Annotated in this window: 12 protein-coding genes and 2 pseudogenes; 1 reads left to right on the top strand and 13 read right to left on the bottom strand. The window is 39.8% G+C overall.

The annotated features are described in order from the left end of the window. Nucleotides 1–135: 135 nt before the first annotated feature. The 12 genes and pseudogenes from FYJ57_RS15325 to FYJ57_RS04910 all read right to left on the bottom strand — a co-directional run. Entirely contained in the window at nt 136–279 is a 144-nt protein-coding gene (locus FYJ57_RS15325; RefSeq protein WP_235904401.1) for a DUF1801 domain-containing protein, read from the bottom strand. Further along, nucleotides 276–644, bottom strand: a complete 369-nt coding sequence (locus FYJ57_RS15320; protein ID WP_321067900.1) for a DUF1905 domain-containing protein — start codon at nt 642–644, stop codon at nt 276–278. The genes FYJ57_RS15325 and FYJ57_RS15320 overlap by 4 nt, the downstream gene beginning before the upstream one ends. Nucleotides 645–715: 71 nt before the next feature. After that, on the bottom strand, nt 716–1,681 hold the full coding sequence (locus tag FYJ57_RS04955) for a recombinase family protein (protein ID WP_154431746.1): 966 nt from the start codon (nt 1,679–1,681) through the stop codon (nt 716–718). 339 nt (nt 1,682–2,020) lie between these two features. Continuing rightward, on the bottom strand, nt 2,021–3,481 hold the full coding sequence (locus FYJ57_RS15315; RefSeq protein ID WP_235904400.1) for a recombinase family protein: 1,461 nt from the start codon (nt 3,479–3,481) through the stop codon (nt 2,021–2,023). A gap of 49 nt (nt 3,482–3,530) precedes the next feature. Next, nucleotides 3,531–4,544 (bottom strand): ORF6N domain-containing protein, encoded by a 1,014-nt coding sequence (locus FYJ57_RS04945; protein ID WP_154431745.1) that lies wholly within the window; start codon nt 4,542–4,544, stop codon nt 3,531–3,533. A 142-nt stretch (nt 4,545–4,686) separates the two neighbouring features. Continuing rightward, on the bottom strand, nt 4,687–5,052 hold the full coding sequence (locus FYJ57_RS04940) for a helix-turn-helix domain-containing protein (protein WP_154431744.1): 366 nt from the start codon (nt 5,050–5,052) through the stop codon (nt 4,687–4,689). A 73-nt stretch (nt 5,053–5,125) separates the two neighbouring features. Further along, entirely contained in the window at nt 5,126–5,362 is a 237-nt protein-coding gene (locus FYJ57_RS04935) for a hypothetical protein (protein WP_154431743.1), read from the bottom strand. Between the two features lie 221 nt (nt 5,363–5,583). Beyond that, a complete protein-coding gene (locus FYJ57_RS04930; protein WP_154431742.1) occupies nt 5,584–5,940 on the bottom strand; it encodes a plasmid mobilization protein in 357 nt (118 codons plus the stop codon). Nucleotides 5,941–6,399: 459 nt separating this feature from the next. Beyond that, complete coding sequence (locus tag FYJ57_RS04925; protein ID WP_154431741.1) at nt 6,400–7,194, bottom strand: phosphorylase family protein; 795 nt, start codon at nt 7,192–7,194, stop codon at nt 6,400–6,402. A 26-nt stretch (nt 7,195–7,220) separates the two neighbouring features. Continuing rightward, entirely contained in the window at nt 7,221–8,117 is an 897-nt protein-coding gene (locus tag FYJ57_RS04920; protein ID WP_154431740.1) for a sugar phosphate isomerase/epimerase family protein, read from the bottom strand. A 409-nt stretch (nt 8,118–8,526) separates the two neighbouring features. Continuing rightward, complete coding sequence (locus FYJ57_RS04915; protein ID WP_154431739.1) at nt 8,527–9,603, bottom strand: GNAT family N-acetyltransferase; 1,077 nt, start codon at nt 9,601–9,603, stop codon at nt 8,527–8,529. 301 nt (nt 9,604–9,904) lie between these two features. After that, nucleotides 9,905–10,345 (bottom strand): annotated as a pseudogene (locus FYJ57_RS04910) (23S rRNA (uracil(1939)-C(5))-methyltransferase RlmD); the annotation flags it as partial. Between the two features lie 104 nt (nt 10,346–10,449). On the opposite strand from FYJ57_RS04910, the pseudogene tnpC reads away from it, so the two are divergent. Then, nucleotides 10,450–11,256 (top strand): annotated as a pseudogene (gene tnpC / locus FYJ57_RS04905) (IS66 family transposase); the annotation flags it as partial. Nucleotides 11,257–11,347: 91 nt separating this feature from the next. Here the strand turns inward: tnpC and FYJ57_RS04900 are convergent. Next, complete coding sequence (locus FYJ57_RS04900; RefSeq protein WP_328597432.1) at nt 11,348–12,172, bottom strand: class C sortase; 825 nt, start codon at nt 12,170–12,172, stop codon at nt 11,348–11,350. Between the last annotated feature and the right edge of the window lie 304 nt (nt 12,173–12,476).

Genomic DNA, 12,476 nt, shown 5'->3' with positions numbered 1-12,476 from the left:
GAAAAATATTATCAGAAAAAACATCAACTGCCGCATGCGATTGTAGTAGATGAGAATAAACAACTCAGGGATGGATATATATCTTATCTTCTGGCTAAAAAGTATAATGTCCGTGCAGATGTCTGTGAAATGATATCAGGACAGCCAATGAGAAAAATTATGTTTTTTCCAATAAGTCGGCATACTCCAGGAGATACGTTCTTCCGCTTCCGGTAATGCACTGTGAAGAATCTGACGGACATAACGCAGATCTTCCTGCTTATCCTCATCCTGGTTCAAGATATATTCATCAATCGTCTTTGGCTTTTCACCGCAGTAATGACTCTGCCCTTTTTCTTAAACTCTCTTCCACATTTTGGACATTTCCATATAGGGATTTTCTCACTGTCTCTTTCCTGAAGAACGACTTCAACAATATCACCAAAGCTCTTACCAATTTGCTTACGTATCTGTTTTGAAACGCCGATGATATAACACGGAGTTCCCATTTTTACCACTTGCCCGCGATACGGAATACCATCAAAAGTTGCATTCACCAGCAGCAGCCCTTTGCCAAAAAGTTCTTTGATATCGTAAGGAATCTCTACATAGGCAGCATCCGTATTCTCATTTTGAAGAATTCTTGCGCAAAATTTTAATTCCATGTATTTACCTCTCGTTAAGGGAATACTATCCTCAGCGAAATATCGATTTTCACAATTCTCCAGTAACCTTTTCACTCTTTCTTCCCAGTGTACCTCTTGGCCTTCCTGGTTACAGTCCCATCTGCATGACGCTCGATGTTACTTCTGCTCTCACGCATTTCCTGTACGGCTCTGAACATCTCTCGTGAGATGATAGACGGGTGATGATCTTCCTGGATGTATTTCTGATGCTCTCCGTTGTTTGGTATTCGCTTCTTCTCCGGGAAGTTAGGGGAGAAGGTCTTATAGAGAATGACATCACCGACATATTTCTCATTGGCCAGTATGGTTTCGATGGTACGCTTCGACCAGGTGCTTCTTCCTCTGGAAGTCAAAATTCCCTTTTCTTCCAGATACTTCTTAATCCCGCCGATACTATATCCATCCAGGTACATCTGGAATATCTGCCGTATTACCTCTGCCTCCGGATCGTTGATTACCAGGCTGCCATCTTCGGCATTGCTGTATCCGTAGCATTTTCGATTATAGAGCTGAGCATCCGGGTTCTGGGCAGCCTTATCCAGGCTCCACTTGATATTCTCACTCTTGTTCTCAGACTCGCCCTGGGCAATGGTTCCATGAAGGCTGATTGCAAATTCCGCTTCCTTGTCAAAGGAATACAGCTGCTCATTCTCAAAGTAGACCGGGACATTCATCTTCTTCAGTTCCCGAACAATAGCCAGAACATCTACCGTATTTCTGGCAAATCGGCTGATGGACTTGGTGTACACAAGAGTCACTCTCCCGGTTCTGCAATCGTCCAGGAGCCGCATTAAATTCTTACGGTTATCAGATGTCCTGCCGGACTGAATGTCCAAATAGACGTCATACAGCCGCGCCTGCTGGCTATTAGCCACATCTGCAATAAGACCGGACAGCTGATGAACAGCGCTCACGACTTGTGTTTTACTTGCAGTGCTGACCCGGCAATAGATGCCAACCTCATATCTTGACGGCGGTAATGGCGGATGCTGTTTCAATTTTTTAACGATAGCCATAATGCCCTCCTGCGTTATCGTTATGGAGTACACCCGTATAGGCTGTTCTCATTATAACTCAGATTAGGCTAACTGTATATAAAAATGTAAAAATCATTGAAAATAAAGGAGATTTTGAGTACGGATAACAGCCTACTTTGCATTCATCGTAACCACCATTTTGATACAATGAACGATTGCACCCCCTAATGCACCCCCTAAAAACCATTAGAAAAAGCCCCTTTAAATTTAAAAATGGATTGCTGACCAGTAAACTTGGTCATAAGAAAATGAAATGCTAATCAGAAAAATACAAAAAGCGGACAACTTAGTATTAAATTGCCCGCTCTATTAAGAATGCTATGAATGATTTCTATACCATTCTAAAAGATTATCCCTATCGTCCTCAAACCATTGACTTGAAACGAATATTTCTCTCCCATCAATAATTACTGGATCTTTATAGTATCGAGTAGTTTTACTTTTACCCCGATGTGCATCAACACTGTCTGCAAGCACTGGATAGTAATTTTGAGGAAAAAGTCGTTTTGAGTAATTCTTATCATGTAATAGTGCTATTTCTTCCTCGGTTATTCTCCTGTCGACCAAGGCTTTCCCTATTAGCCTTTTTGCCAATTCTCCAACCTTCAAAACACAATATGTTTTTTCATCAGAAATATCAAACTTCAAAGCTTTAGGAATATCTCGCACTTCAAATATTAAATCTTTTGATTCAAAACCAAAAGCCTCAAACAATCTCTGTATATTTTCCATTTTTGCCTGGGAACTAATATTTGTAGTAATGTAAACTCCATTTGCTACCATGTAAGGACACCGAATATCACCCCCACCAGAAACAGTATTAATTACCCTAAGATACTCGGCCGGATCAAAATCGTACACCGCCGAATGAATTTTTTTGTAGGCATCGGTTACATCAGTGGTAGCAATCTCATCCCCAAATAGAGTCATCTTGATGATTCTTTTGTTAGAGAAATCAAATTCTTCATCATCCCAATATACAAGAAGCTCCTTCCTTACCTTCCTATACTCATTCCTCGTACCATGAACCTTTTCTGTCCGTCTCCTGCCATAAGAGATTTTGCCGCAATAAACCGGATTCTGAATAATTCTTCTGATAAGAGCAGCATCAAATAATGGATTGGTACCATTTTGTCTGGCTATCTTATGGATTCCGTGATTTTCTAAATACTTAGCAATTCCATTCGCTCCCAAATCCGTATTTACATATTGATCAAATATCGTTCTGATGGCAACTGCTTCTTCCTCATTGACTTCCAGTTTGCCATCAATAAGCGAATATCCATACGGTGCAAAGCCACCATTCCATTTGCCTTCCCTGGCTTTCTGCATCCTGCCTTCCATGGTCTGAACACGAATGTTCTCACGCTCAATCTCTGCCACTGCTGACAGCACAGATATCATAAGTTTACCGGCATCTTTAGATGAATCAATTCCATCCTCTACACAGATTAGATTAACTCCAAAGTCCTGCATCACCTGTAGTGTAGCAAGTACATCTGCTGCATTTCTTCCAAATCTGGAAAGCTTGAATACAAGGACATAGGATACTGCATCTTTTCCTGATTTGATATCGTCCATCATCTGATTAAAAGCAATTCTTCCTTCAATGGATTTACCGGATTTTCCTGCGTCTTCATACTCGCCGGCTATTTCATATTCATTATAGTCACAGAATGCTTTCATTTTGGTTTTCTGTGCTTCCAGTGAATAACCATCTATCTGCATAGCTGTTGAGACACGAGTGTAGAGATACACTTTTATCTTCTCTTTAGACATTCTTTTCACCTCATAACATCAATCTTGCAGTCGAAAAATCGGCCGCAAGTTATATTTGTTTATCTGGCAACGAGAGTAATCTATCTATTACCGGATGAATAATTGCGGTTTCTGTAATCTGATTAATAGCACAAAGTTTCTTCCCTGCATCTTTACTTGATGCCCCGCAGTGATAAACCAGTTCTGTCTCCTCACCATAATCAAGTACAATTAACCTGTCATGACAATCGGGATTAGGCTTAATTCGAAGAGAAGGATATTCATTTTGAAAATCTGTTACTAAAGATTTTGTAAGAAATCCTTTACTACCTTTTCCATTCTCTGTAAATAAAATAATCCCCACACCACCAGCTTTTTGAGAAAGATGTTGTAATGACTTTGCATTCATATAATCATCCACAACATAGATTGATTTCTTTGCTTGCTGATAGATTTCTATGTACGCAATGTCAGCCTCTAACTTCTGCCCTTTGTAAATTACAAAATTTTTGACATCCTTTTCCGAAATAAAATTCTCACTTAGCTGTTCAACATTCTTTTGAATCAAATTAACCTTTTGGACTGTTTGTTTCTGTTTATCTATTAACCCAGCTGTCTGCACTGATATTTCAGTAACTTTAGATGATAGTAACTCCATTTCAGATCTTGTTACAAATTGCTGGTTCTGTTTAATATAATGTCGCATTTCTCTAAAGGTACGCATAATAAAAATGCTTTGTTGCTCTGCTAATTCTCCGCGAAGTACTGTAGCAAGCATATAGATTCCTTGCTCTGTAAACGCAAAAGGCATCTTTTTAATATTGGATCCCTGTCTATTACTCTTTTCGTTCAAAGTCGCAAATTGCGACTTTGAAAATCCCTCCGGTATTTCTTCTTTATTTAGTTGAAACATGAAATCCTCTGGAAATCTACTAATGTTCCGCTTCACCTGCTCATTTAATCGTTTGACTTCATATCCATAGATTTCTGCTAAATCTTTATCTAGCATTACCTGCTGTCCGCGAATTATATACACTTTACTACGAATATCATCTGTAGTAATCAATTCCTTTGTATCTTCCATTTTTCCCCCTACCAAACCGGTTATTAGTTCCGTCAGATTGATTTTTCAATTCCATTTCATGAAGTCACAAATTGTGACTTCATGGATTTTTGATTCAAGGTGCAGTTAATTCACCTTGAACGTTAACGCAACTTGAGATTAATCAATCCTCCACAATACTCTCCATCTGTTCCAACTTCTGCAAGGCCTTTATATACGCCATCAGTCGTTTATACTGCTCATCACCTAGACTATGTATCTGTTTTAAAATCTTAATATCTGACCTAGTAACTTCATAATCCATATCTGAATCTTTATATTCCGGTTCAATTCCTTTTCCTGTCAAAAGCTGTTCAGGAGTAATATCTAATGCATCACATATTGAAAGCAAACAATCCGCTTTTGGATTTGTCTTTTTCTTTTTCCAGTCACTGATGTTGCTCGTTGCAATTCCGGTTCTTCTTGAGAGTTCCAACTGCGTTATGTTCTTCTGCTCCATCACATAAAAAATTCTTTCACTGATAATCATGATTTTTCCTCCGTCAGCATTCTATGCATATCCGTATATTATAATTAATATATCCGTCTTTACGGTTATAATATCATGCCGCAACTTTTCTTTCAATAGAGATTTTTGTATTTCTGAATTTTTCAATATTCTTCTCTTTATAAAATTCGACATACAGCTGTTTTATTCTTTTCATGAGAAGATAATGATCCGGATCCGGTAAACTATCCAAATCCATTGCTTCCGCATACTTTGCTACCATCTCTCCGATAAAATTTGCCAAATCACTCCATGCATCTCTTTCTTTTAGAACCACTTTATTCTTAACCATAATTAAAATCCTTTCTGACATTATTCATACTAACTATCATGCTATTTCACAAATCGGCAAGCAGTGCACCGGTATATACCCAGCGCATTTTTGCTTGTTGTGGAGTAGTCTCCGTTCCACTCCGGTCCGCGCAGAACAGACGTCCACCGGACGTCTTGCGCCCCCAATCCCCTTGAACTGCTGGCAAGCCGCAGAGCCACGCTGACGCTTTTTGAAAATAATTAATTTCTCTTCCTTAAATCTACATCATAAAGATGAATAACTGACTTAAGCGTTTTTCTAAGTAACTTAGTTTGCTCAGCATGCATCTCTTTTAATTCAGCAATATCCTCTCTGTAGATATTTCCGGTTTCATTTGCTTTTTTCGAATACTGATTTAGGTTATTGCTAATTCTTGAATGCAAGAACAACACCTTACTCAAATCTGGCCATCGCAAATTGATCAAATATCCATTCAAAGCCATTTTTCTGATAAAGGCGCTCATATTTTGAACTCCGGCCTCCTTCATACGTTCATGAATCATCTCCACCTCCTCCTGTTTAAATTTCACATAAATACCTTTTGAATACTCTTTCATTTTTCTTTTCCTCCATTTTTTTCACATTTGTAATCTTTTAGAAATCATTCTTCCGGGACAGTCGATAATTTCTAAAAATGAGCAACAAAAAAGCAACCGATACTACTCGATTGCCATGTTGTTACCTTTGCGAGACTATACATTCCCCAAAATTTGTTAGTGTTGCACAAACAGTTTTGTGAAAAATTCTGTCCAAAACCTGTCGCAAAGTGTTAATTGACTTTTTTCAAATTGTTGTCCTCAGAATTCTTACAAAACTGGAAAAAGCCCAAACCACACGGGTTTGAGCTTTGTTTGTATATTCACATTTTCTGTTTTTGGGTATAGAATCACCGTTGATAATATAGAATATTTGTTCGTTTTTGTCAAGAATTTTTCAGAGTTTCTATTTAATATCTCGAACATATTAACATATGGTACAAAATAAGGAACTTACCTTACATTTCTATATATGACGCTTCACTTTGCATCTGCAGTCTTTAATATCATTGTAGGAAGTACTACGTTTCGCCCATAGTCATATCTACTCTGTTCCTCATCTGTCCGACCTACCAAAGCGGCTCCTGTAGCAGAATTATCTGATACTACCAGAAGCGCAACTGTCGGTATCTCCAATAAATCTGCCATAAGATAAAGAGACGCTGTTTCCATTTCAATTAAGTCAGTATCGAACTCTTTTATTTCTTCAAGATGATAGTATTCTGCAGCAATTGAAGGTGTGCAAAATACAGATGCTTTCTTTAATTCATAACCGCTTTCTTCCGCGATTCCAACAACATTATTTATAAATTCCATATCAGGTTCTACCCTTTCAAAAGGAACAAAATCTTTGATAGAATCTTTCAGATAGGTATGTGCAAATCCTCCAGCGATTGAAAAAGAAGGCGTGCACAAATCGCCAAGCTCAAACTCCGGTTTTAATGCGCCAACTGCACCTATAAAAATCATTTTGTCAAAAGTCAGCTCTGCACATACTGCCACATGATCAATCAAATTTGAATCTGATGATGCAGTTTTTATCCATGCAATCTTCAGGTCATCTTTTTCAACGAGATATCCCGCAATATATGCGCCTTCCTTTAATGTTGTGACCTTGCAATAGCTATCCATCTTAAGTTTATACGGAGAAAAGCTTGGCGCAACAACCAGCGCATCATAGTGTTCATTCTTATCAAGACCGAAAGCAAGATATGCCATGTTGTCGGAATTGTATTGATGAAATTTGTCCATTATTTCAATCATTCTCTTTTTCATGGTTGATTTTCCTCCTCTGATTTACTTTATTTATGTGTTTCAGTATGTCGCAGCAGGTTCCGAATCCTGTCAAAACATGCATTCAGCATATCGTAATCCACTTCACCGGTTTCCCTGCAAATAGCAGTCGCTTCCACCGTGAAGTCACCTGCATAGTCATATTTTGCAAGCTTATCAAAAAAGCCTATAAAATCAATCTTTCCCGCTCCGACGGGAAGTGTTTTCAAATTGCTCCAGTCCATGTACCCGCCATTATAGTCATTAATGTGCATGTGCGATACCAGACACTCGCGAAGCAACCAGTCCCACTCAGAGGAAAACAGTTCCATGGTCTGATTGTGAAACTCAGACATCTTGGTGTCATAGACAAAAGTGGCGCATCGGTATGCTTCGTGTACTCTTCTTATGTTTTCGAGAGGATTCTTGTGGTTACATACCACATTTTCAATCATCAGTTCTACCCGGGAAGCTCTCGCCAGTTCATTTAACACGCCAAAGCGTTCGATGTTTTTGGAAAGATTCTTATCAGATACAATACCGTTCCAGAGGTGGAGCACCATTTTGTCAGCACCGAAGGCACCTGCAATCTCCAAATTCACTCGAAAGCGTTCTATCCCGTTTTGGAAGGCTGTCCGATCCTCCTCATCCGTCATTCTGTATTCATGATATCCTGTCTCGTCAAACCAAGCTTTCATACCACATAAAGATTCCCCCAGCGATTTCTGACAGTGCACCACCGGAATCCATAACTTCAGTGGCTTAACGATTTGAATTAGCTTGTGCACATTTTCATACATCGTACTGTCCACCATGAACTCAAATCCATTGCAGTTTAGTTTGTCTGCCATATCACCAAGCGCAATATACTTTTCGGGCGTTGTTCGCGGAAACAATGCCCCTGTCGAACATAGTATTTTTCTCATAAGATGCTCCTATATTTAATGTGTTGTAATACGAATATCGGTCCTCTGATTCTTGATGGCAATCTGAAAATCATCCTCGTAGATGATTTCCCCGGGAATCTCATCACACTCAGACATATATAGCTGCGTCCCATATTTTCTTGCCATCTCCCTGTAAATGTCATTTCAGAATAAATCTGACTTCCCTCAGGAGTATCTTTAAACCAAGTGATAGCCTTGTCCGGATTACCTTCTTCATAAAAGGGAGGCACCGGCAATACCTTTTCGAAATAGGCACGATTCTTCCAGTATTCTGCAGTTTCCTCCTCGGATAGAATACCTGCTTCAACCAATTATCCAATTGCAGTAAAAATTCCTCTCGGCTGTTGCGTGATATATGCTATATCAGCAGTGTGAATACGATAGTATCTCATCCCTCTTCACCTACTTTCGTTAAGTCAATCCAATATCTTTTTATAATAGTTCCTTCAACTTCAATACTTTTTTCAAAAATACCGCCGTTTGAAATAATAGTCTGTTCGCTGGCTTTATTGGTTTCATCACAAGTAACAAGCATTTTTTTGATACCCAAATTCCTTGCATTTCTGATGTTCAAACGAAGCATCTCTTTCGCATATCCTTTTCTTCTTTCTGAAGGGCGAACCGAATAGCCAGTATGGCCGCCCCATGTTCCAAGAATAGGGGGATCAATGTGGTGTCTCAAATCAATAATCCCTACAATTCTGTCATCGCTTTTTCGTACTGCAAGATACATATCTGAAGGTACCGTTGTTCCTCCGTCGTTACATGTTTCCTCGCTATTTCTCAATTTACATATACGAATCCATTCCTCTGCAGAATTACATTTATCAAGACAACCGCATCCTGCAAATTGATTTTCACTATCTGCATCATTATCAATAATCTCCTGACGGAAATTCCATATATCTTCAGCATATTTTATTTGAAGTTCTACCAACTCAATACTCTCAAGGGTACCTTCGTACTCCATAGAGCGCATCCTACAGCTACCATCCAGTTTTTGAAATTGACCATAATTAACAAAATGTAGTCCACATTTTTCCATTACATGACCTGATGCTTTATTTTCTTCAACATGGCTTGAAGAAAACTTACTAACACCAAATTTTTCGTTTGCAAATTGCATCATTGCCTTTGTTGCTTCAGTTGCAAATCCATAGCCCCAGCAGTCTTTCCTAAAATTATAGCCAAAGCCCCAAAAATCTTCGCGCTTACTATCCGGTCCAATGCTTCCACTTCCTATTAGCTCATTGTCTTCTTTTCTCACAAATCCAAAATGATACTCATTCTCTACGCTTTTCAAATAAGTAAGCCATTCTGAAACCTGATCTTTTGATGTGTAAGTGTTGTAGACCATATACTTTGCAACATCCTCATCACTAACCCATTTGAAGATAGCATCTCTATCCTTGTCACATAATGGGCGCAATATCAAGCGCTCTGTCTCTATTACATATTCATGCATGTTTTATCCCTCACTTTCTAATCTGATTGCTTTTATTATCCGGCCAAAATAATAAAAAAACCACCTACCCAGAAAAGATAAGTGGTCAGCGTATACGTATATCGTATATATTCTGAAATCCTATTCTTCTCTGTATCCACTATCTTTACATACACCAACAAAACCATGCACGTGTACCGCATGCTTGGCTACCACATTGACGTATGAAGATTTGGATACAAATCTGCTCATCCGAAGAATTTCCTTTCAAAAAATATTAGATTTAGGTTACTACTGTAATACTCAATTGTCAATCAAATTTTTAAATCATCCGAAAAAATCTCAATGCGTCCACAATCGCATCCTCTTTCTCTTTTGGACACTGTGGATGCTTTGTATCTTCCGACTTAGGCAAATTATAGTTCTCACGCTCTATGATTCCATACTTAGCTTGTACCTGTGCAATATAAAGGTTAGACACCTTCATTCCATCATTATGCACAGCTACATATTTCTTAATCTCCTCATACGTAGCCTTACTCTCCGCACTGGTCAGATCCATCTCATCCATATCCACCGTCACATTCACATGATGCTTCGCTTCATGGAATTTGGACAAAAGACATACCGTCTCCACATGCACCGTCTGCGGGAACATATCTGCTGCCGTCGCCTTCTTTAGCTCATACCCATGCCCGCACAAATACTTCAGATCCCGCGCCAGCGTCGCGGAATCGCAGCTCACATAAACGATCCTCTCCGGATGTGTTACACTAGTTGGTGTCAGGTGTTATGAAATGATATTTAGAAATTTTATCAAGTTTTAATTACACCTGACACCCAGAGCATCAATGTGATTACCAGCCAAGCCGCAAAGGATCCTGTGCACAAAACTTCCTGGAAGGATTTCATGGACTGGTACAGTGTGACGGATACCAGGGTTATAACCAACTGGAAGATGTCATACTGGTATGCTGTCTTGCACATGCAAGACGGAAGTTCTTCGAGGCAGTTCCGGCAGCCATGCGAAAAAGGCTGAAACTATTGGATATCAACTCCGATGTGGCAATCGAAGATATCAATCTTCCAGATGAAGAAGAAGCAAAACAGTTGCTTCCTGCAGAAATCGGACTGCTGTATTGCAATAAACTCTTCTATCTGGAGCGCACACTGAAGGATTTGGATCCCGAAGAACGAAAACAACAAAGAACAGTTTTGGAACAACCTGTATGGGAACAGTTCTGGAACTGGCTGGATACCCTTCATCCAACTGGCGGAAGCAAGCTTGGGAAAGCGGTGATCTATGCCCAAAACCACCATGAGACGCTGATGAATTATCTGTTGGATGGCAGATGTGAGATCTCAAACAATCGAGCTGAGCGAAAGGCCAAAAGCTATGCAATTGGACGGAAAGCTTTCCTGTTCCATACATCAGAGGCCGGAGCCGGAGCAAGTGCGGTGATGTACAGCATCGTAGAAACGGCAAAAGCAAACAATCTGAATATTTTCCAATATCTCTATACGGTACTTCTGTATATGCCGGATTACTTGAATTCGTCCGCAGGTATAGAGCAGTTGATGCCATGGAGTGAATTTATAAAGGAGCAATGCTTAGGGCTAATTGATGTGGAATCTAATGTTCCGGAAAAAAGAATTCCCCTGCCGGATGTGTAGCAGAGGAATTGATAGTAAACGGGAGTCGTTTACTGCTTTTATTAAATTTAGAAGTATGGTAGGCGGTGTATTATTCATCGCTTACAGTATACTAGCGTTTTCTCCTGCCTCCGACAAATACCCAGATCAGAAGTACGATCAGGATCGGTGTTGCGATAAATGGTGCAACCTGCACAGGATCCACCTGGGTTGCATCTGCACTGACACGAATGTCTGTAGCATTCTGATTCTCGATCCGATGTCCACGCACCAAAAGCCGATGTGTATTGATTCCGTATGGTGTACAGGTCACTAATGTACAGTAGTCCTTACCTTCTTCGATCTGCAGATCGGAAAGATCTGTCGGCTCTACGATACGGATCTGATCCACCTCATAAGTCAGTGTCGCATCCAGTGTATGGAGAATAAATATATCTCCCTCAACAAGCTTATCAAGATCGGTAAATAATCTGGCGGAAGGCAGACCACGGTGACCGGAAATCACACAGTGGCTTCCTTCTCCTCCAACCGGGAGTGAAGATCCTTCAATATGTCCAATCGCAACCTGAAGTACGGATTCATCAGTACCGTGGTAGATCGGCAGAGAACAGTCAATCACCGGAATATCGATGTATCCCATGATTCCGGAATCATCCACTGCCAGATACTTATTGTATTCTGCTTTTTCTTCATCGGTCATATTCCACTGGATACCGTTCTTTGCCAGCTTCTTATTATAAGCCACTGCCTCATTCCACAATGCCTCATACTGTTCCGTATCCAGATTTGCTACATTCTCAACGTAGCTTGTCACTGCCTGACTCTGATGAAACGAGTTCCAGTAATCGCTGAAGGTCGGATATGCAAATATCCCCACTCCCAGCAATAAGATACAGACCAGAAGAATTGTTGTCCAATTTTTTTTCATCCAGTTCATAAATTCATGCCCCTGTTAAACAAACTTCTGTGGCAACGGATTCCCACGCAACTATTCTACCATATTAGAACAAGGTTTCCTATACGATAAAAATATACCGATTTATCTCGGTATATCCAAATGCCGCGACAATGGAATCTCCATTCTGCCATGTTCATAATTATTTTTATCTTATGCATCTGTTCGATATGAACATCTCTATCCATTAACAAGAACGAATTATACTAATGGATACAGATCCTCATATAAATCAGACGATCACCCCCGGAGGGCGGCATTAATGCCGCTCCTCCTATGGATGATT

Origin of the sequence: Oliverpabstia intestinalis (assembly GCF_009696065.1) — a bacterium.
In the GTDB taxonomy this organism is placed as follows: Bacteria; Bacillota; Clostridia; order Lachnospirales; family Lachnospiraceae; genus Oliverpabstia; species Oliverpabstia intestinalis.
This window is presented reverse-complemented; position numbering and strand designations above follow the sequence as displayed.

Coding starts and splice junctions, on each gene's coding strand:
- FYJ57_RS15320 (WP_321067900.1), bottom strand. CDS start 644: ATGGAATTAAAATTTTGCGCAAGAATTCTTCAAAATGAGAATACGGAT.
- FYJ57_RS04955 (WP_154431746.1), bottom strand. CDS start 1,681: ATGGCTATCGTTAAAAAATTGAAACAGCATCCGCCATTACCGCCGTCA.
- FYJ57_RS15315 (WP_235904400.1), bottom strand. CDS start 3,481: ATGTCTAAAGAGAAGATAAAAGTGTATCTCTACACTCGTGTCTCAACA.
- FYJ57_RS04945 (WP_154431745.1), bottom strand. CDS start 4,544: ATGGAAGATACAAAGGAATTGATTACTACAGATGATATTCGTAGTAAA.
- FYJ57_RS04940 (WP_154431744.1), bottom strand. CDS start 5,052: ATGATTATCAGTGAAAGAATTTTTTATGTGATGGAGCAGAAGAACATA.
- FYJ57_RS04935 (WP_154431743.1), bottom strand. CDS start 5,362: ATGGTTAAGAATAAAGTGGTTCTAAAAGAAAGAGATGCATGGAGTGAT.
- FYJ57_RS04930 (WP_154431742.1), bottom strand. CDS start 5,940: ATGAAAGAGTATTCAAAAGGTATTTATGTGAAATTTAAACAGGAGGAG.
- FYJ57_RS04925 (WP_154431741.1), bottom strand. CDS start 7,194: ATGAAAAAGAGAATGATTGAAATAATGGACAAATTTCATCAATACAAT.
- FYJ57_RS04920 (WP_154431740.1), bottom strand. CDS start 8,117: ATGAGAAAAATACTATGTTCGACAGGGGCATTGTTTCCGCGAACAACG.
- FYJ57_RS04915 (WP_154431739.1), bottom strand. CDS start 9,603: ATGCATGAATATGTAATAGAGACAGAGCGCTTGATATTGCGCCCATTA.
- FYJ57_RS04900 (WP_328597432.1), bottom strand. CDS start 12,172: ATGAACTGGATGAAAAAAAATTGGACAACAATTCTTCTGGTCTGTATC.